Source organism: Ornithinibacillus liuyingii (genome assembly GCF_055550225.1).
The window spans coordinates 55,682-74,959 of the sequence record NZ_JBPWOS010000005.1; the positions used below are offsets into that span (position 1 = coordinate 55,682).

Here is a 19,278-nt window from a genome sequence, read left to right on the forward strand (position 1 = left end):
GGGAATGAAAGCATTATCAGGCACAACAATTTTGAATTTGAACAAAAATTGTTATCGTACTACAAGCACATCACAGGATGCATGTCTCGTGATACTTTCCGATACACTACCAATTAAAAATCTTTCCACTGCATTCATCCCAGTAGCTCCGCAAATAATTAAATCTGCTTTGACATTGTCCGCTATATCTTTTGCAATCTTTACTTTAGGGGAACCGTATTCTATACAATAGGAGATATTGTTAATACTAGCTTTTTTGGCATATTCCGTATAATTTTGAATTAGCTCTTTGCCATATTCTTCAGCTTTACTTGATAATGTCCCATCATAAGACTCTGCATAAGCAAAAGAACGATAGTCCACTACATGCGCAATAATTAAATGAGCATTATTGCGCTTCACAATATCAAGTGCTTTGTTAAAAGCTATTTCAGAGGCAGGAGAACCATCAATTGCAACTACTATATTTTTATACTCATATCTCATCATTATCTCCCCTTTCTTATCTACCATTATTATACAATAAAAACGCTTTCATTTGGTAAAAGTAAACAGGCCTTTCTTGACGAAAAACGCACAAACTAACAATGGGGGTGAGTTGATGGCAAGGAATAAGAATAAAAATAAACACAAATTATTCGAAGATCCAAGTGGCGTTTCCGCGGTAAAGAACCAGCTTTTTGAGAGTTATCAAAGTGGTGTAGTAGAGGACCAGTTACACAATAACAAAGGGATATGGACATTTAACAATAGAAAGGCATAATGTTCATGTAAACAATCTACTCGAATTTTGGGTAGATTGTTTTGTAGTTATTCGGTATTCTAATAATAATAGTAGTATTTTTTACAAAATTTGATACAATGGAAGTGCTTACAATATTACAGGGAAGGTGTTCCAAATGAAAATTGGGGTTCCAAGAGAAATAAAAAACAATGAGAACAGAGTCGCGATAACACCGGCTGGAGTCATGACCTTAAAAAATGCTGGTCACGATGTATTTATTGAAACGAATGCAGGCATTGGTTCTGGATTTAACGATGACCAATATATACAAGCGGGTGCAGTAATAGTGGATACTGCAAAAGAGGTATGGGAACAGGAAATGGTGATGAAAGTAAAAGAGCCATTACCCGAAGAATATGACTATTTCTATGAAGGATTAATATTGTTTACATATCTTCATTTGGCAGCAGAACCAGAGCTCACACGTGCTTTACTTGAGAAAAAAGTAATTGGACTGGCTTATGAAACAGTTCAACTAGGTAACGGTTCTTTACCATTATTAACACCGATGAGTGAAGTTGCAGGTCGTATGGCTGCCCAAATCGGAGCTCAATTTTTAGAAAAACCAAAAGGTGGAAAAGGGATATTACTTGCGGGAATCCCTGGGGTTAAAAGAGCTAATGTAACGATTATTGGTGGTGGTGTGGTTGGTACAAATGCAGCGAAGATTGCAGTTGGATTAGGGGCAAATGTAACGATCCTGGATCTAAATCCGGAAAGGCTACGCTATTTAGATGATATTTTTGGTTCTTCGATTAATACGATGATTTCTAATCCACTGAACATTGCTGAATGTGTTCGTGAATCAGATTTAGTAATTGGTGCAGTGCTTATTCCAGGAGCAAAAGCACCAAGGCTAGTGACAGAGGAAATGGTAAAAGCGATGTCAGAGGGCTCTGTCATTGTAGATGTTGCCATTGACCAAGGTGGAATATTTGAAACGAGTGATCGAATTACTACCCATGATAATCCGACGTATACGAAGCATGGTGTGCTTCATTATTCTGTTGCAAATATGCCAGGAGGAGTACCTAGAACATCTACGATTGGTTTAACAAATGTTACAGTGCCATATGCGTTACAAATAGCTAATAAAGGATACCGCGATGCATGCCTAGGAAATACGGCATTATTAAAGGGATTAAATACGCTAGATGGCTACGTAACCTATGAAGCAGTCGCAGTTGCACATGGTTTGGAGTATAGAAGTGTAGAAAACTTATTAGGTTAAAAAATATAGAGGTTGGGACAAAACTTAAACAAAGGTAATAAAAAACGAACCATCACCACATTAGCCCCGAAAATATACGGAGACTCCTGTGGGAGGAAAGGGCACGGTTGAGACCCCAGGGGAGCGTTAGCTCTGGGGAGGCTCACCAGCCGCCCACGTAAAGCGTAGTATATTTCCGGGGCGGGTTTAATGCGCTAACTTTAATGTTCGGTATATCTTATGTTAGAAATAGTTTTGTCCCAGCCTCTTTACGTATTAATCGATGATTTGGAGTTCTTTAGGGAATATTGTTAGTATTTCTGGACCATTTTCGTTCATGAAAATCATATCTTCAATACGGACACCAGCTGTTTTTGGCACATAAATCCCTGGTTCGATTGTATAACACATTCCTTTTTGTAACCGTAATGTATTATTACCGTGTAAAGATGGATATTCATGTGTTTCTAACCCTAAGCCATGTCCGATTCGATGGTTAAAATATTTTCCATATCCACTTGCTTCAATATACTCACGTGCAGCTTTATCAATATTTCCGACTGCAGTGCCTAATGTTGAAGCCTTAATTGCTTTTAATTGTCCATTTAAAACTGTGTTATATATTTTTTCTTGTTCCGGAGTTATAGACTGAAAAGCAACAGTCCGCGTTATATCAGAGCAATACCCTTCATAAACTACACCAAGGTCAAATAATACCATATCACCTTTTTTAAGTTTAGCTGTTCCTGGTGTACCATGTGGAGAAGCAGTTTTGTCACCAAATAAGGTCATGGTAGAGAATGACATTGCCTGAACACCTTGTTTTTTAAGTTCATATTCAATAGTGGCTATGACCTCAAGCTCACTTATACCTTCTTTTAAAGCATTTATACCGGTTTGAACACCGAAGTCAGCTAGTTCAGCAGCTCGTTTCAGTAATGCGTATTCTTCTTCCGTTTTGATGACACGTAGCGTTGAAAGTAGCTCTTGTGCATTTTTAATGGTAGAATTAGGTAGAATACTTTTAATATTATGGTATCGGCTTAATGTAAGGTTATCTTCCTCTACACCAATTGTTCCAGGTAGGTTTCCTGATTCTTTTAAGAACGATTTGAACAATTCCCATGGATTTTCATGGTCATGATAGTCAATCATAGCATACTTCCAACCAGCGTTTTTTGCATCTTCTGCTTCCATCGCTGGTAGAATGAGTACAGGATCTTGAGTAGTACTTACATACACAGCAACAATTCTTTCATGTGGATCAGTTAAATAGTTACTTAAATAATATACATTTGCTGGTGTTGTTACTAGCATACTGTCTAGTTGATTTTTTTGTAATTCACTTAGTAAAGATTGAATTCTATTAGACATTTATTTCACCTCGTTTATTCTAATTATAAACGTTAAAAAAAATGAATTACAACTAAGAAAATTGAAACCTTTCCTTTTTTCTTTCGTACTATAGGTAAGACATTCAATAAATTTAAATTAATGGAGGTTGCTTATGTTTAAATTTTTTAAGAGAGTAAAGACAGTTGTAAGTTCAGAATTAAATGCAATGCTTGATAAAGCGGAAGATCCAGTAAAAATGCTAGATCAATTCCTTCGTGACATGGGAGCAGATATTCAAGAAGCAGAAGCTGCTGTAGCGAAGCAAATAGCAAACGAAAAAATATTAAAACGTAAAGCAGAAGATGCGCAAGCAATGGTTGAGAAAAGACAGGCACAAGCTGAAAAAGCCGTACTTGCTGGCGAAGATGAGTTGGCTAAAAGAGCATTGCAAGAGAAGAAAGAATATGAAAACCAAGCTACATTGCTTCAGCAATCCTATGAGCAAGCTAAAAATGACTCGCAAGTACTTAAAACAAAGCTAGATGAAATGAAGAAAGAATACCAAGAAATGAACCTGAAAAAAGATTCATTAAAAGCGCGTGCAGAAGCTGCTAAAACACGTACGAAAATAAATCGTAGCATGTCATCTATCGGTGGTGATGAGTCAAGACGTGGCTTTGAACGCATGGAGGAAAAAGTACTTCAATTTGAAGCAGAAGCAGAAACGACAGAAGATCTATCAACGCAAGCTCGTACATTAGATGATGAATTTAGAAAACTTGATTCTAATGTAGATGATGATTTAGAAGCATTAAAGAGAGCAATGGGGAAAGAGTAATCAAAAAAGCCCGGGAAGCGAAGTCTATATGATTCCCAATCCTTCGTATGGTAAAACAAAGACAGCATGTCATTTATAATGCTGTCTTTTCTTGTATATTAAAAGGATTTTAGCTATAAATGTAGAATGTATATCGTAAAACACAAATAGGAGGATGATTCGTTAATGAAAGTATCATATCATGGACATTCTGTTGTTAAAGTAGAAACTGGAGATAAGACGATTTTAATTGACCCGTTTATAACCGGAAATGGATTATGTGATTTGAAAGCAGCTGAGGTGAAGGCTGATTACATCTTACTAACACACGGACATAATGATCATGTTGGGGATACAGTTGAGATTGCCAAAAGAAATAATGCACTAGTGATTGCTCCTAATGAATTAGCTGATTATTTAAGTACTAAAGGTGTTAAGGTACATAATATGCATATTGGCGGATCACGTGAATTCGACTTTGGAAAGGTTAAGTTTACCCAAGCTTTCCACGGATCAGCGTTTACAGAAGAGGATGGAACGATGATTTATACAGGTATGCCATCAGGAATTCTGTTAACCGTCGAAGGGAAGACGATATATCATCTAGGAGATACTGCGTTATTCTCTGATTTAAAAATGTATGGCGACATGTATACAATTGATTTAGCGTTTATTCCAATTGGGGATAACTTTACAATGGGACCAGAGGATGCACTCATTGCAGCAGATTGGATTCGTGCTAAGACCGTTGTCCCAATTCATTATAATACGTTTCCAGTAATTGAACAGAATCCAGAGGATTTTGTTAAAGGGCTGAAGACTGGTAAGGGTAAGGTAATGGAAGCGGGTAGTGTGTTAGAACTGTGATACAGCATATGAGAGAATATTGGAGGAGTGTACGGATGGATTTAGCTAACTTGGAATGATTTTCAATAACTGGGCTGTGATAGTAGCTGTCTGCTTGGCTAGAAACGAAGGAGAATAAACCGCTTGTTGTGTACTCAATTGCTATCGTGACCGTGTTTATGGACGTAACGTTATGAACAGTGTTTGGGTATTAGTAGAAAACATTAGCGAACATTGTTAAATATCAGAGGCCTGAGTAGCTATGTAATTTAATTACTCAGGCCTTTACCTATGATTGGTCCTCCACTTTATACCCTCTTTTTATCTTCTTATAGCTAATTCATCTAACTTTTTTAAATCATCTTTTTTTTCTAATTTAATGGTATAATCGTTACAGTTTAAAGGGATGGAGGTAATGTAATGGAGTTATTTGCTATTATATCGTTTTTTCTCTTGGGCTTGGTTTTAGGCTCGTTTTATAATGTTGTCGGCATACGATTGCCTCAAAAAGTATCGTTCACAAATGACCGTTCAAGATGTCCAAGTTGTCATCATACATTGTCTTGGTATGATTTAATACCGGTTGTATCGTTTTTGATCCAACGAGGGAAATGTCGATATTGTGGTGAACGTATTTCCATTTTATATCTCGTTATAGAATTACTAACGGGGATATTATTTGCATTCAGTTATATGATGATTGGCTTTGAGCTGGAGTTAATTAAAGTGCTTTTATTAGTTTCCTTATCGATGATTGTATTAGTAACAGATTTAAAGTATATGCTCATTCCAAATAAACTACTGCTTTTCTTCTTGCCGTTCTTTATCATTCTATTAATTATTGACCCTATTCAACCTTGGTGGTCGCCTATCGTAGGAGCAATAATTGGAATTAGTTTGATTGCTCTAATTATTATCGTTAGTAGAGGTGGAATGGGAGCGGGAGATATGAAGTTGTTTGGTTTGTTAGGATTAGTACTGGGATCAGAAAAGGTTCTTATGACTTTTTTCTTATCTTGCTTGCTTGGTGCTTTCATTGGCGTTATTTTGATGTTATTCGGAATCATTAAGAAGAAGCAACCAGTTCCTTTTGGACCTTATATTGTATTTGCTGCTATTATTTCCTATTTCTTTACAGATAGAATTTTGTCCTTTTATGTTCAATTTTTATAAATTGTGAATAGATAATGTTATAAATGTATATTCTTTGTCAAATATACCTAGAAATTATTGACATTTCTCTAAATTCATTGATACGATTAGGATGATACTAAAGTACTACTTTTAGAAATAAATATAATTTTCAGTATCAATCCCGAGAATCATAGCATAATGGCTTAACACTAACGGATCTTCGTTAGTGATATATTACTATGTAAATGATATAGGGATTGAGTACTAGTTATTAATAACTATGAACAAGCCCTCCTATGTGATGAATTGTTCTTTTGCGTTCAACGTAATATGTCGAAAAGGTGGATTTTATCCATGAATATAGCAAAAAAAGCTATCATTTATTTCAGTATTTTGATTGTCATTAGCATCTTGGTAATCGCTAGCTTCATGTTCTTAGGAGCTTTTTCATTTCCTAAGGGTTCACAAGTGGCAGGTATTGATGTTGAGGGATTAACTGTTGATGAAGCGAAAGAAGTCTTGCAAAAAGAAATAAATGATTGGCAGAAGCAGCCTTCGATGGTGGCTGTCAGTGAACATGAAGAATTAGAAATTCCACGAGCAATGTTTCAATTTGATATTGAAAAGTCGTTAAAGAATCTGAAGGAAAAAGTACAAGAAAATTGGTTGCCGTTTATCAAACGGAAGAACATACATATTCCATTAGAGTTAACTCTAGCTCCTGATGATAGGTTTAAGGATTGGCCAACCTATATAGATGTGCCAACAACTATGAAGAAAGCTACAACATTAGCGGAGAATTTACAAGAAGTACCGATTGCAATCGTTTATCATGATGAACGAGAGCCATATTTACATACAGTTGTAGATACTTCTGTTGAATTACCAAATGGACTGTCATCTAAAAAAGTAGAGATGATTGTCGAATCGATCAATGGTCAAACAATAAAACCAAAGGAATCCTTTTCTATACTTGGAACATTGCCAAAGCTATCGAGTGATAGTCAACAAGAGGTGAATTTTGTTGCGTCAAACCTTTATGCTTTAGTGTTACAAACGAATCTAACTGTATTGGAGCGTCATTCACAAGAAGTTATCCCTGCTTACTTAGAGCCGGGGATGGGCGTGAATATTAATACGAGAACGGGAAAAGACTTAGTGCTCTACAATCCGAATGATAACACATACACACTTACATTAAGTCAAAATGGCGACCACCTTAAATTATCCATTAATGCCTTAACCGCTGAGTCTACATTAGGCTATCGAGTGGCCAGGATAAAACAAGTGGAGCCTAGAACGATCTATCGTTATAGTAAAGACCTTGGATTTGGTGAAAGCACGATTATTCAAGAAGGAGAAGCGGGGTTAGAAGTAGCGGTATACCGTAATGATGCTAGGGAGGAAGAGCTTATTAGTAGAGATTTCTATCCTCCAGTTCCTAAAATTGTCGTCGTACCATTTGAAGATGAAATCTCAGAAATGAATCGAGCGGCAGACGAAATGCTATTAAATAATACTGTTCGAGAAGAAGATATTTCATCAGGTGATGAGCAACAAGACAGGAATCACAACGATGGCTCTGTTAGGGAAAGGTTAACACAATGGGATAATCCTAAAGCCATGGAGGGCTTTATTCAGTTTGTCATTCTATTCTGTGATCTGCCCATTACAGATATTGATTTAGCAGAAGAGGATATCGAGGAAGCGATTATCGAATGTATCGAGAAAATGGATGCTGATGAGCTACATCTATTAAGCTTCTTATGGAATGTATGGAATCTAGCAGGTCCATTCGAATTCCAATTGGAGCAATCCGAAGAAATGGAAGCAGATAACCAACCGAATAATGTGAAATAGACAGAAGCTGGGGGTGTTAATTTTGGTGAGAAAGCGATTAGGAGATTTACTTGTAGGTGCAGAATTAATCACGGAAGAACAATTAGCTGCCACATTAGCAGATAAATCACCAGATGAAAAACTCGGTGATGCTCTATTACGTGAAGGCTATATTACAGAACAGCAATTACTAGATGTTTTAAAATACCAGCTTAATATTCCACAAGTAGATCTTTATCAATATTCAATTGATAAGGATGTGGTTCAGCTAGTACCAAAGGAGCTAGCTAAGCGACATAATCTGATGCCTATTCGTGTGGAGGGGAATAGACTCTTCGTAGCGATGGCAGATCCTATGGACTATTTTGCTATTGAGGAGCTTCGCATTGCAACTGGCCTGCAAATTAATCCAGGTATTGCAACGAAAGATTCTATCTTTCGAACAATTTCGAAGTACTATGACCTTCAAGAATCGATAGAAGAAGTGATGGGGGATTATGCTCCGGAAGAATCAATTGATGAGACGGGAATAACGGATGAGGATTCTCCAATTGTACGATTAGTAAATCAGGTGATAGCTAATGCGGTAGCACAAAAGGCAAGTGATATCCACTTTGACCCACAAGAGAGAGAGTTAAGGGTTCGCTATCGTGTGGATGGTGTTTTACGTACTGAACGGTCCTTGCCAAAATATATGCAAGGTATGCTAATCGCACGTATTAAAATCATTAGTAATTTGAATATTACAGAAAACCGTGTCCCACAAGATGGGCGTGTGAAAATAACCATTCAGGACCGATCAGTAGATATTCGTGTTTCGACACTACCGTCTATTTATGGGGAAAAAGTGGTTATGCGTATTTTAGATTTAGGTGCAAACTTAAATGATGTGGACAAGCTAGGATTTACAGAACATAATCTTGTAACATTTAAAAGCATGATTGAGAAGCCGAATGGAATTGTTCTCATAACGGGTCCTACAGGTTCAGGTAAATCCTCTACACTATATGCGGCATTGAACCGGTTGAATCGAGAAGAAGTAAACATTACTACGATTGAAGACCCAGTGGAATATCAATTAGAAGGTATTAATCAAGTGCAGGTGAGGGAAGAAATCGGGATGACCTTTGCAAGTGGATTACGGTCTATTCTCCGCCAAGATCCTGATATCGTCATGATCGGGGAGATACGTGATGTTGAAACAGCACAAATAGCTGTACGTGCATCCTTAACAGGACATCTAGTGTTGAGTACGCTTCACACGAATAGCGCAGTAGATGCTTTAAGCCGATTAATGGATATGGGGGTAGAACCATTTCTATTATCCTCTTCATTAAATGGAGTAGTTGCTCAACGTTTAGTAAGAAAAATATGTCCTGATTGCAGTCAAAAGGTTGGCCCAACAGAACGAGAGCTAATAATGTTTTCAAATGCCAATTTAGTAGTATCTGAGGTTACTAGAGGTAAGGGGTGCTCTAGCTGTGGAATGACCGGATACCGTGGTAGGGTTGCGATTCATGAGGTACTACCAATCGATGAAATGATTCGTAATCTCATCGTAAATACAGGAACAAGAAGAGAAATCCTTTCGTATGTCAGGAAGAAAGAAATGAAGTTTCTATTGGATGATGGTCTTCTAAAAGTGTCACAAGGATTGACGACTACGGAAGAGGTATTACGGGTAGTGTCATCAGATTAGGAGGAAGATTAATGTACATGATTGAAGAAATGCTTAAACTAGCGCATACCCAACAAGCCTCTGACTTACACATAACGGCAAATTCTCCTCCTGTTTATAGAGTGCATGGAAAGCTTATCCGACATGGTGAAAAAGCCCTATCGAATACTGACACAGAAAGTTTAGCAAGGCAGCTTTTATCTGAAGCAGAATGGAAACGATTGATGGAAGTCGGGGAAATGGATAGTTCTTTTAGCTTGGAGAATGTATCTAGATTTCGGATCAATGTATATCATCAGCTTGGAAACATAAGCATCGTGGCGAGGGTAATCCCAAAGGATATCCCGTCCATTGAAAAACTACAAATGCCAGTAGTATTACAGCAATTAGCTTCAAAGCCGCATGGGCTAATACTAGTGACCGGTCCAACCGGTTCTGGTAAGTCCACAACATTAGCAGCAATGATTAATTACATAAACGAATCGAAGGCAAAGCATATTATTACGCTAGAAGACCCTATTGAGTTTGTACACGAACATAAGAAATCGATTATAAACCAACGTGAGGTTGGTAAGGATACGGAAAGCTTTGCTAATGGGTTACGAGCAGCATTAAGACAGGACCCGGATATTATTTTAGTTGGGGAAATGCGTGATCATACAACAATCTCAACAGCGCTAACAGCTGCAGAAACAGGGCATTTAGTATTAGCGACCCTTCATACCAATAGTGCTGCACAGACAATTAATAGAATCATAGATGTATTCCCGCCACACCAACAAGCACAAATTAGAATTCAGTTGGCATCCGTTTTAGCGGGGGTTATTTCCCAGCGATTACTAGCAAAACCAGACGGCTTAGGAAGGGTAGCTGCAACAGAGATTCTAGTAAATTTACCTTCTGTAGCTAATTTGATTCGAAATGAGAAGGTCGATCAAATAACCAATGTGTTACAAACCAATCGTTCAGTTGGAATGCACACGTTAGAAATGTCTATCAAAGACTTGTTACATAAAGGGTTAGTAAAATTGGATGATGTTAGTGATTTTCTTTCAGATGTAGGTGATTACTAATGCCAATGTATAAATATGTCGGCAGAACGCCTAATGGATTATTAAAGAAGGGTACGATAGAAAGTGCATCCAAATCGCAGGCTATTATTGCGATAAAAGAAAAAGGGATTAGTCCTCGTGAGATTACTGAAACGAAAGCAACCTTACTAAATAGGGATATATCCTTTGGTAGTAATTCCGTTAAAACTCAGGATTTTGTCATTTATTGTAGACAATTTGCTACATTAATCCGTGCAGGAGTTTCAATTGTAGAGGCAACTAATATTTTAGCGCTTCAAACAGACAGTAAAGGTTTAAAAAAGGCTCTATTCCATGTAGAAGCAGACCTTAAGGAAGGAAAGGCTTTCTCGGATGCTGCAGAGAAACAATCCAAATTCTTTCCACCTTTATTCGTCAATATGATACGAGCTGGAGAGGCGACTGGTAATATTGATGAAACATTAGATCGTCTTGCCGTTTACTATGAGAAGCAAAATAATCTCAAAAAAAAGGTTCAATCTACATTAGCTTATCCTGCTGTATTATTAGTGGTTATAATTGCTGTGGTCATTTTCTTAATGGTATCGATTGTACCTACACTAACCGCAACATTTGCCAGTTTCGGTGGAGAGTTACCAGCCATAACCAAATTAGTTGTTACAATGAGTGAATTTATTCAAAGCTCATGGTGGCTTGGGCTGTTAATCCTTGCTCTTATTATCGGGGTATTCGTATTCCTATATAGAAGTAATCAACGGTTTCAATACGCTACACATGTTGTATTGTTTAGACTACCTATATTTGGCAAGTTATTACAAAAGGCAGTAATTGCACGAATGACAAGAACCTTATCCTCCTTAGTGTCTAGTTCTGTTCCTATTTTACAGGCGTTGACAATAGTGGAGAGGGTAGTCGGAAATCCAGTAATTGGTCAGGTGATACTTGCTTCCCGTGACAGTTTAGAACAAGGGCGAGCATTATCTGAACCACTGAAGAGGAGCTGGGTATTTCCACCACTTGTAACCCAAATGATTGCCATTGGAGAACGAACCGGTCAGCTTGACTTCATGCTTGCAAAAGTTGCTGATTTCTATGAGGAAGATGTTGACCGAACCGTTGATACGTTGAAGTCTCTCATTGAACCTATAATGATCGTAATCCTAGCCTTTGTTGTAGGATTTATTGTCATTGCCATTATGGTTCCAATGTTCTCAATATATACCGAGATGTAAGAGCCATATTCTAAATGGGAGGTGGTTCAATCGATTATTTGCAGTGGAATATTATGCTTAAAATTATAAACAATACGATTTTGGAGGGGAAAGAAATATGAAAAAGTTTTTAAAACGATTAAAGAAAGACGAAAGAGGTTTAACATTAGTTGAGTTATTAGCTGTTATTGTTATTTTAGGAATCGTTGGTGTGATTGCATTTGTGGCGATTGGTAATGTTATCGAGAATTCTAAGAAAGATGCACATATCGCAAACGCACAACAAGTCATCTCAGCAGTAGAATTGCTAGAAGCTAGTGGTGATACTTTAAACGGATCTGAAGATGCTAGTGAAATTGATTCTGTTGGCAAGTTAACAGATCCTTGGGATACTAATAATAATGGTTATGATTTCACTGTTGAGAGAAGTGATTCAAGAAATGCGATTGTAATTTCATCTGTCCATAGTGAATGTTCATTCACTAATGCAACAAAAAGCAATTTAATAAAAGATGGTAGAGATGCTTGTGGGAAAACTTATACAGCTAGTGATGATTAAGTAATAATATAGAGACTGGAATACAAAGGTTTATGTTATAAGTAAAACCAAATATATAATAACAAATCTCCAGCTCCGGAAATATTACATAGCACTACAGTAGACTCAAGCTCATCCTGGGGAATCTAGAAGAATTCATTGTTCGGCAGTAGTCTATGCATATTTTCGGAGCAAGAATCATTTATTATTATTCAGTTAACAATCTAGTTCAATGTTTTGTGTTCCAGCCTTTAATGATCACCTAGTTCTTTTTACAATTTTACAACCCCAACGTTGTGAAATTATAAAAGGAACTAGTAGTAGAACTTAATTTTCCTATTTAGGATGGTGAGCAGGATGTTCGGTAAACCAAATAAAATAATTAACATCGTTATAGAAGACTATGTCATTCGTTTAGTTGAAACCAATAACTCCAATATTTCTTCTATTAAAGTAATACATGAAAAGCCGATTCCTAGTGGCTTGATTGAGAATGGGAAAATTATGGATGAAATTGGATTTTTTGAGTTTATGAAAAATCTGGTGAAAGAACTTGGAATAAAGAATCGTCATGTGCGATTTTTTGTGCCTAATCCCCTTGTGATTATGCGACAAGTTGAAATTCCAGTTGATTTAAGGGATAAGGACATCACGGAATATTTTCGAGTTGAAATTGGGAAATCGATTCATCTACCATTTAAAGATCCTGTATTTGATATTCATTATCTACCTTTTCAGGATTACTTTGATACAAATAAAGAGGAAGTGTTGACAGGGACCTTCTTTGCTGCTCCTCGGGATGAGATGATGAAGTACACAGAAATTTTTGATGATGCATCCTTAAAGCCGATTAATGCTGATGTAGAAGCACTTGGAGTATATCGTTACTTTCATCATGTCAATCGTATAGACCGTGATAAGGTGTATTTATTTATTAAATTAGATGTCACATCATTTAATATTAGCATTTTTAAAAGACATCAATTGGAGTTTCTACGCTATCAGAACCTAGATCTGCATTTGAATCATGCAAGCATAGAAGAGGAAAGCACTCGAATGAAATGGGAATACCAAGAAAGTGATGAGCAGGTAGAGGATATGATAGAGAATCAAGTGATTGAATTAGAGCGCATTATGAACTTCTACCAATTTTCTATGAAAAAAGGGGAAGAGAAGATAGATGAATTGATTATTATAGGGGATAATCGATATTTACCAGTATTCTATCAAAAAGTGAATGATCGCTTCGAAATACCGACGAATAGGTTAAAAGGGGTCGTATCTCAGAAGTCAGATAAGGAAATTGAACCGCAATTTATTCCCGCACTTGGTTTAGCACTTAAAGGAGGGGCATAGATGCTTCCCGAAGTAGATTTATTACCTAAAATAGAAAGGCAGAATTCTGCAGTATACATATTATTTGTTAGTGGATTATTATTATTTTTACTATTGCTTCTCGTTTTTATCTATTCGTTTTTTACTACGAAACATGCGTTAGGAGAGGTCGAGCAGAATTTAGCAGAAGTAAACGAGGAAAAAACGGTGCTACTAGAGCGAATTACGAGTTTAAAGGAAAGTAATGATAAGGATACATATGGACAGGTGATGGCGTATGCGGAGCACCAGATTATACCAACTTCTCGGTTTATTGATGAAATAATAGCTTTACTTCCTGAAAGCGGCTATTTAAGTAGCTATACTTATAACTATCAATCCGTGACAATTGAAACGCAACTGGAGACAATGAGTGATGTGGCTGCATATTTTTCAGAGCTAAATGCCTCGCCATTTATTACAGATGTGAAAGTCAATCAAATGAATACCTTTGACATAAACTCTAATCAAGATAGAACAGATATGTATGAGGTAATCCCACGGTACACAGTAAATTATACGATTGATGTTGACCAACGATATATGAAAGAGGAGGTAGAAGGAAATGAATAGCTTATTTCATGAAAATAAACAATCATTCCTTCTACTATTAGCGTTATTATTTATCTTATTGACTGTAGTCTATTTCTTTTTCTATTTACCTATGAATCAGGAATTGAAATCAAAAGAGAATAATATGGAACTTGTAGAAAAGGATGTTTCTACTCTACAATCAGAAGTGATGAAGCTAGAAGAAGGAAATCAAGCTGGGGTAGAGCCCTATATGCAAGCGGAAAAATTACCACAAGATCCCGAATTGGAAAAGCTTATTCTTACTCTACAGGAGATTGAATTTATTAGTGATAGTAGAATAGATAATATTAACTTTACTTATGGTGGAAGTAAACCGCTGCGAACAGATGTGGAGGATGAAGTTGAAGTTGAAGCTGAACCTGAAAATCAAGATGAGGAACTAGAGGAGGTGGAGCAAGTAGAAAGCGTTATTGACTTAGTAAACAAGCCAGATAATTTAGAAGTCATATCTGTCAGTATGGCTGTAAATTCACCTGACTATGAGCACTTCCAACTATTTCTAAACCAGATTGAAAAACAAGAACGGTTTATGACAGTAAGCTCGCTTCATTTTCAAAAACCAGCAGAAAGAGAATTACTTTTAGAGGGAGATTCCTTTCAAACGATCACAGCAAATGTAACGATTACGACATTTTACTATCAGGACTAATCATTTGGTAGTGTGTTTATTAAACTAATCATTGGTAGTAGGGGTTGAATGGAATGAAATGCTTGAACGATTGGTATCGTAATGAATCTGGTTTGACACTTGTGGAATTATTAGTGTCGTTTGTGTTAATTACCTTAATTTTAACAACCTTTATCACGTTTTTCGTTCAATCCGCTACTATGACTACTACATCTGAAACGATTATAGATGCCACCTATATAGCACAAGCTGAAATGGAAAACCTTTATTCGGGGAGTTCAAGTACGAAATTTAGCCAAAGAGAAAATGCGATAACCGATCTAGGTTATGTATGGTTGAAGGAATCGGAAGAATGGACGGTCTTTACGAAGGAATTGGATGGTTCTAACTATTTCATACATATAAGACTGCATCGTGATGAAGTCGAAGCAAATATGACTCGAGTAATAGTGGAAGTGTTTGAAGAAGATGAAGACAACCTTCAAGCTAAAATGGAAAGTGTAGTGGTATGGGGAGAAGAAGACCATGAAGAATAATCTTGTTAATGACAAGGGAATGACTTTGGCTGAGTTGCTAGTAGTGTTAGCAATTAGTAGTTTCATCATGATTATTCTTACTAGTATCCTCCTAACAGTCCAGAATCAGTATACAGATCAATCCAGTGAAGCGGGTAATTTATTTTCGATGACGTACGCATCTAAAGTAATCACGAAAGAAGTAAGGATGGCAAAGAATATAGAGGTTTCCCCTGATCATACATCATTTATAATAAATGATGACACAGCATATGTATTTCATCGAGAGGACGGATTACTAGTTAAAAATGACGTATCATTTGTATCTAATATTCGCGATTTTTATGTAGATGTCATCAAAGATGAATTTGAAAATGAAAAATTTATACTGAGAATTAATACTGAATCTGGTAGGGGTGTTGATACGGAAATAATAGTAAGGGGAAGTGACTAGATTGAAGAAGCTACCAAGTAAGTTTCCACAGAAAAATGGATTCACATTAATTGGTGTTTTACTAGTTATCATATTAATTTCTATCCTAAGTGTATCCATTATCGGGATAACGACTACTTTACTACATACTTCTCAGACGGAGAGACAAGATCAATCGGCTTATTATATAGCGGAAGCAGGATTACATGTCGAGCTAGCAAAAACGGAGGCTGCCATACGGGAAATTTACCAAAATACAGATGAAGAAAATACCTTTTTCACCACATTACATACTAGAATAGTTGGTGATCAGCCAGCCTATACCGATTTTGAGCCGGTTTTTGGTGAAATACCGAAGGCTGAAATAAAGATAGAACAATTGAATGAAACTAACCCAAGAGAATTTCGTATGACATCAACAGGCTATATTGGCGATAAAAAGCGGGTATTACAGCAAGGCTTTTCAATTGAATGGGTACCAAAAAGCTCAGGTAAAAGTATAATCCCTAATTGGGCGTTATTAGTAAGTGAGACGATCGATATACCGAATGGGCGTATTGAAGGAGATATAGGAACACTTAGAACAGGTGCTCATAGTGTAACTGCCTCAGGTGGCGGGAGTATAGATGGTAAAATTTATGTTCCTTATGGAAGTGAGCATCATGCTGTCTATAAACCGGATTGGATGACTTCTTTCCCAGGTGCAACCGGAGCGGACTTAGATGCTACCTTGCCTAGCTTACCTCGATTTCCAGATATCCCTCACTATCCAAATAGTCCGGGACGTTCGATAATTGTACAGGAATGGTATCAGGATGGGACGTATGATTTAACGACTTCTGAAACATTTGATGAAATTAGACTTGGCAATAACAGGGCACTTACTATCAATGTTGGAAATACGGATAAGGAAATAGTAGTGGATAATTTAAATGTAATCAATGGGCATATTCAACTAATAGGAACTGGAAAACTGACTATTTATACGAATCATATTGTATTGGGAAGTGGAAGTACGATTAATAATCATGGCGATGTTAATCAAGTAAACATATTTTTAACTGGATCGGACAATCCATCCAACCCTAAGCAGTTTACGTTAGGGGGAGCCCAAAAAATATATGGCTCGTTATATGCCGAGGATGCCAATATAGACCTTGGAAGTGGAGGCGGAATAAAAGGAAACATATTTACTGGTGGGACAAGCTTTAAAGTTAGTGGGGGAAGTTGGGCGACGTCTCCATTAATATTAGCTCCTAATGCAGTGTTTGAACATACCAATGGAACCATAAATGGGACGGTTCTATGTAAGGTATACAACATGAGTGGAGGAGCTAAATTGAGCTATGGGGAAATGCAATTCGTCGAGGGACCTATCTCGGTGGAAGGTATTGAAAAGGAATATGGGAATTCCACTCCTGCTGGACAACCAATCATCATGAAGAGCTCATTGAGTGAACAATAGCGATATGTTCTATAAACACATATTGTGCGAGAAAAAAGTCTTTTACTATTCGAATGATATTTCGGTGGTAAAGGATTTTTATTGTATTCCGCTTTTTTATATAACCGCAAATTCGATATAAAAGAATGTATTTTGAAAGGTTGGCATGGTTCTGTTGACCAAGTCCTTTTCATAGACTGAGTATAGAAAGGGGGAACTCGTATGAGACATTATGCGTTTTTACGATTACTTCTGGCGGCATTTTTCTTATACTTTGCCTGGCCATTAATTCCACAGTCCTCATCACAGCTTGAAATGCTATTCTGGGGTTGTTGGCTTGTGTTTTTTGTGCTCGTATTTGGAGCTAACCTAGCTACATTATTCAAGATGTCCGAACCACCTGTAATGGAACAGGAATATGACAAATTTAGACAGACAGATGGTTAAACATTGAGCATGGCGCTATTCATCTGTATAATAAAGTTACAAAATGTGACTAGTACAGTTGAAAGTCGGTGAACCAAAGTGGCCACTAAACATGAGCAAATTATTCAACATATTATTTCGCTACCTGTCGGAAATAAAATTTCCGTAAGACAAATTGCGAAACACTTGAATGTAAGTGAAGGAACAGCCTACCGGGCGATAAAAGAAGCTGAAAATATCGGGTTAGTTAGTACGATTGAGCGTGTTGGTACGATACGTATTGAGCGTAAGAAAAAAGAGAACTTTGAAAAGTTAACATTCGCTGAAGTAATCAATATAGTGGATGGACAAGTACTTGGTGGTCGAGAAGGACTCCATAAGACACTCAATAAGTTTGTTATTGGGGCTATGCAATTAGATGCGATGATGCGGTATACAGAGGCAGGTTCATTACTCATTGTCGGAAACCGGGTAAAAGCACATGAGCTAGCTCTGAATGAGGGTGCTGCCGTACTAATAACGGGAGGATTTGATACAGAGGATTACATAAAACGGCTAGCAGATGAAAAGAATTTGCCGATTATTTCTACAAGTTATGATACCTTTACCGTAGCAGCAATGATTAACCGGGCCATTTATGACCAGTTAATTAAGAAAGAAATTGTCCTAGTTGGTGATATTTGTACACCAGTAGAACATGCCCACTACTTAATGACAACGGATACCGTAAAGGCGTGGTATGAGCTGAATGAGCAATCAACCCATTCTAGGTTCCCTGTACTAGATGGAAAGAATCGAGTAGTTGGTATGGTAACGTCTAAGGATATTATTGGGAAGGAACGCGATTTTCCAATCGATAGAGTGATGACGAGAAACCCAATCGTTGTACAAGCGAAAACCTCATTAGCATCTGTTGCGCACATGATGGTATGGGAGGGGATAGAGGTTGTGCCTGTTGCGGATGAGTCCTCTACGTTGAAGGGAATCGTCTCCAGACAAGATGTCCTAAAAGCTCTACAGCAAATTCAACGTCAACCTCAAATAGGGGAAACAATTGATGATATTATAAAAAACAACATATCGTCTGATGAAGGGGATAAGACAACTTTCGAGGCTAAAGTAATTCCTCAAATGACCAATCAATTAGGAACATTATCACCAGGCGTATTTACCTCGCTTGTAACAGAAGCCAGTAGTAGGCTACTTCTTCAGCTAAAAAAAGGGGATTTAGTTGTGGAAAACATTACGGTGTATTTCATGAAGCCAGTTCCAATTGATTCCCAGCTCGTTATTAAACCAACAATTATTGAGGCAGGAAGAATTTATGCTAAGATAGATGTAGAAGTATTTAATGAGAAGAAGTTAGTCGGAAAAGCGTTATTAATGGCACAAATAATGGATCGATAACAAAAAAGCTGGC

20 protein-coding genes are annotated in these 19,278 nt (G+C 37.2%); 18 read left to right on the plus strand and 2 right to left on the minus strand.

What is annotated here, in order from left to right; translation table 11 throughout:
• Positions 1 to 51: 51 nt before the first annotated feature.
• Complete coding sequence (locus ACSKT4_RS07950; RefSeq protein ID WP_186871348.1) at positions 52 to 486, minus strand: universal stress protein; 435 nt, start codon at positions 484 to 486, stop codon at positions 52 to 54.
• 115 nt (positions 487 to 601) lie between these two features.
• On the opposite strand from ACSKT4_RS07950, the gene ACSKT4_RS07955 reads away from it, so the two are divergent.
• Together ACSKT4_RS07955 and ald are read left to right on the plus strand one after the other, a co-directional pair.
• Complete coding sequence (locus ACSKT4_RS07955; protein WP_186871349.1) at positions 602 to 763, plus strand: hypothetical protein; 162 nt, start codon at positions 602 to 604, stop codon at positions 761 to 763.
• A gap of 136 nt (positions 764 to 899) precedes the next feature.
• A complete protein-coding gene (gene ald / locus ACSKT4_RS07960; protein WP_186871350.1) occupies positions 900 to 2,015 on the plus strand; it encodes an alanine dehydrogenase in 1,116 nt (371 codons plus the stop codon).
• A gap of 255 nt (positions 2,016 to 2,270) precedes the next feature.
• Here ald and ACSKT4_RS07965 read toward each other — a convergent pair whose 3' ends face one another.
• Positions 2,271 to 3,368 (minus strand): M24 family metallopeptidase, encoded by a 1,098-nt coding sequence (locus tag ACSKT4_RS07965; RefSeq protein ID WP_465823148.1) that lies wholly within the window; start codon positions 3,366 to 3,368, stop codon positions 2,271 to 2,273.
• A 133-nt stretch (positions 3,369 to 3,501) separates the two neighbouring features.
• Here ACSKT4_RS07965 and ACSKT4_RS07970 point away from each other — a divergent pair, with 133 nt between their 5' ends.
• The 16 genes from ACSKT4_RS07970 (at position 3,502) to ACSKT4_RS08045 (ending at position 19,265) form a co-directional block, all read left to right on the plus strand.
• Positions 3,502 to 4,167: a PspA/IM30 family protein gene (locus tag ACSKT4_RS07970; RefSeq protein WP_186871352.1), complete on the plus strand. Its 666-nt coding sequence runs from the start codon at positions 3,502 to 3,504 to the stop codon at positions 4,165 to 4,167.
• A 165-nt stretch (positions 4,168 to 4,332) separates the two neighbouring features.
• Positions 4,333 to 5,013 carry a metal-dependent hydrolase gene (locus tag ACSKT4_RS07975; RefSeq protein WP_186870166.1) on the plus strand — a complete coding sequence of 227 codons (681 nt, stop codon included), beginning with the start codon at positions 4,333 to 4,335 and terminating at the stop codon, positions 5,011 to 5,013.
• 399 nt (positions 5,014 to 5,412) lie between these two features.
• Positions 5,413 to 6,165 carry a prepilin peptidase gene (locus ACSKT4_RS07980; RefSeq protein ID WP_465823149.1) on the plus strand — a complete coding sequence of 251 codons (753 nt, stop codon included), beginning with the start codon at positions 5,413 to 5,415 and terminating at the stop codon, positions 6,163 to 6,165.
• A 315-nt stretch (positions 6,166 to 6,480) separates the two neighbouring features.
• The gene (locus tag ACSKT4_RS07985; protein ID WP_465823150.1) at positions 6,481 to 7,986 is read left to right on the plus strand and encodes a G5 domain-containing protein; all 1,506 of its coding nucleotides are present in this window, start codon (positions 6,481 to 6,483) and stop codon (positions 7,984 to 7,986) included.
• A 22-nt stretch (positions 7,987 to 8,008) separates the two neighbouring features.
• Entirely contained in the window at positions 8,009 to 9,664 is a 1,656-nt protein-coding gene (locus ACSKT4_RS07990; protein ID WP_222619046.1) for a GspE/PulE family protein, read from the plus strand.
• Positions 9,665 to 9,675: 11 nt separating this feature from the next.
• Positions 9,676 to 10,716, plus strand: coding sequence for a type IV pilus twitching motility protein PilT (locus tag ACSKT4_RS07995; RefSeq protein WP_465823152.1), 1,041 nt, complete (start codon positions 9,676 to 9,678; stop codon positions 10,714 to 10,716).
• The gene (locus ACSKT4_RS08000) at positions 10,716 to 11,927 is read left to right on the plus strand and encodes a type II secretion system F family protein (RefSeq protein WP_211742605.1); all 1,212 of its coding nucleotides are present in this window, start codon (positions 10,716 to 10,718) and stop codon (positions 11,925 to 11,927) included. Before ACSKT4_RS07995 ends, ACSKT4_RS08000 begins: the two co-directional genes overlap by 1 nt.
• Before the next feature lie 97 nt (positions 11,928 to 12,024).
• The gene (locus ACSKT4_RS08005) at positions 12,025 to 12,465 is read left to right on the plus strand and encodes a type II secretion system protein (protein ID WP_186870171.1); all 441 of its coding nucleotides are present in this window, start codon (positions 12,025 to 12,027) and stop codon (positions 12,463 to 12,465) included.
• Between the two features lie 336 nt (positions 12,466 to 12,801).
• Complete coding sequence (pilM, locus tag ACSKT4_RS08010; RefSeq protein ID WP_465823153.1) at positions 12,802 to 13,800, plus strand: type IV pilus biogenesis protein PilM; 999 nt, start codon at positions 12,802 to 12,804, stop codon at positions 13,798 to 13,800.
• Positions 13,801 to 14,391: a PilN domain-containing protein gene (locus tag ACSKT4_RS08015; protein ID WP_465823154.1), complete on the plus strand. Its 591-nt coding sequence runs from the start codon at positions 13,801 to 13,803 to the stop codon at positions 14,389 to 14,391.
• The gene (locus ACSKT4_RS08020; protein WP_465823155.1) at positions 14,384 to 15,061 is read left to right on the plus strand and encodes a hypothetical protein; all 678 of its coding nucleotides are present in this window, start codon (positions 14,384 to 14,386) and stop codon (positions 15,059 to 15,061) included. The genes ACSKT4_RS08015 and ACSKT4_RS08020 overlap by 8 nt, the downstream gene beginning before the upstream one ends.
• A 53-nt stretch (positions 15,062 to 15,114) precedes the next feature.
• Positions 15,115 to 15,576 (plus strand): type IV pilus modification PilV family protein, encoded by a 462-nt coding sequence (locus tag ACSKT4_RS08025; RefSeq protein ID WP_186870175.1) that lies wholly within the window; start codon positions 15,115 to 15,117, stop codon positions 15,574 to 15,576.
• Positions 15,566 to 16,009, plus strand: a complete 444-nt coding sequence (locus tag ACSKT4_RS08030) for a PilW family protein (RefSeq protein WP_465823157.1) — start codon at positions 15,566 to 15,568, stop codon at positions 16,007 to 16,009. Before ACSKT4_RS08025 ends, ACSKT4_RS08030 begins: the two co-directional genes overlap by 11 nt.
• Positions 16,002 to 17,453, plus strand: a complete 1,452-nt coding sequence (locus tag ACSKT4_RS08035) for a DUF7305 domain-containing protein (protein WP_465823159.1) — start codon at positions 16,002 to 16,004, stop codon at positions 17,451 to 17,453. Before ACSKT4_RS08030 ends, ACSKT4_RS08035 begins: the two co-directional genes overlap by 8 nt.
• A 201-nt stretch (positions 17,454 to 17,654) precedes the next feature.
• The gene (locus tag ACSKT4_RS08040; protein WP_186870178.1) at positions 17,655 to 17,879 is read left to right on the plus strand and encodes a hypothetical protein; all 225 of its coding nucleotides are present in this window, start codon (positions 17,655 to 17,657) and stop codon (positions 17,877 to 17,879) included.
• A gap of 78 nt (positions 17,880 to 17,957) precedes the next feature.
• Complete coding sequence (locus tag ACSKT4_RS08045) at positions 17,958 to 19,265, plus strand: DRTGG domain-containing protein (protein ID WP_186870179.1); 1,308 nt, start codon at positions 17,958 to 17,960, stop codon at positions 19,263 to 19,265.
• Positions 19,266 to 19,278: the final 13 nt, after the last annotated feature.

What these genes read in the sequence shown, in the direction of transcription:
- ACSKT4_RS08000 (WP_211742605.1), top strand. Translation starts at nt 10,716, where the DNA reads ATGCCAATGTATAAATATGTCGGCAGAACGCCTAATGGATTATTAAAG.
- ACSKT4_RS08020 (WP_465823155.1), top strand. Translation starts at nt 14,384, where the DNA reads ATGAATAGCTTATTTCATGAAAATAAACAATCATTCCTTCTACTATTA.
- ACSKT4_RS07995 (WP_465823152.1), top strand. Translation starts at nt 9,676, where the DNA reads ATGTACATGATTGAAGAAATGCTTAAACTAGCGCATACCCAACAAGCC.
- ACSKT4_RS08025 (WP_186870175.1), top strand. Translation starts at nt 15,115, where the DNA reads ATGAAATGCTTGAACGATTGGTATCGTAATGAATCTGGTTTGACACTT.
- ACSKT4_RS07970 (WP_186871352.1), top strand. Translation starts at nt 3,502, where the DNA reads ATGTTTAAATTTTTTAAGAGAGTAAAGACAGTTGTAAGTTCAGAATTA.
- ACSKT4_RS08030 (WP_465823157.1), top strand. Translation starts at nt 15,566, where the DNA reads ATGAAGAATAATCTTGTTAATGACAAGGGAATGACTTTGGCTGAGTTG.
- ACSKT4_RS07980 (WP_465823149.1), top strand. Translation starts at nt 5,413, where the DNA reads ATGGAGTTATTTGCTATTATATCGTTTTTTCTCTTGGGCTTGGTTTTA.
- ACSKT4_RS08005 (WP_186870171.1), top strand. Translation starts at nt 12,025, where the DNA reads ATGAAAAAGTTTTTAAAACGATTAAAGAAAGACGAAAGAGGTTTAACA.
- ACSKT4_RS07975 (WP_186870166.1), top strand. Translation starts at nt 4,333, where the DNA reads ATGAAAGTATCATATCATGGACATTCTGTTGTTAAAGTAGAAACTGGA.
- ACSKT4_RS07955 (WP_186871349.1), top strand. Translation starts at nt 602, where the DNA reads ATGGCAAGGAATAAGAATAAAAATAAACACAAATTATTCGAAGATCCA.
- ACSKT4_RS07950 (WP_186871348.1), bottom strand. Translation starts at nt 486, where the DNA reads ATGAGATATGAGTATAAAAATATAGTAGTTGCAATTGATGGTTCTCCT.
- ald (WP_186871350.1), top strand. Translation starts at nt 900, where the DNA reads ATGAAAATTGGGGTTCCAAGAGAAATAAAAAACAATGAGAACAGAGTC.
- ACSKT4_RS07965 (WP_465823148.1), bottom strand. Translation starts at nt 3,368, where the DNA reads ATGTCTAATAGAATTCAATCTTTACTAAGTGAATTACAAAAAAATCAA.
- ACSKT4_RS08015 (WP_465823154.1), top strand. Translation starts at nt 13,801, where the DNA reads ATGCTTCCCGAAGTAGATTTATTACCTAAAATAGAAAGGCAGAATTCT.
- ACSKT4_RS08040 (WP_186870178.1), top strand. Translation starts at nt 17,655, where the DNA reads ATGAGACATTATGCGTTTTTACGATTACTTCTGGCGGCATTTTTCTTA.
- ACSKT4_RS07985 (WP_465823150.1), top strand. Translation starts at nt 6,481, where the DNA reads ATGAATATAGCAAAAAAAGCTATCATTTATTTCAGTATTTTGATTGTC.
- pilM (WP_465823153.1), top strand. Translation starts at nt 12,802, where the DNA reads ATGTTCGGTAAACCAAATAAAATAATTAACATCGTTATAGAAGACTAT.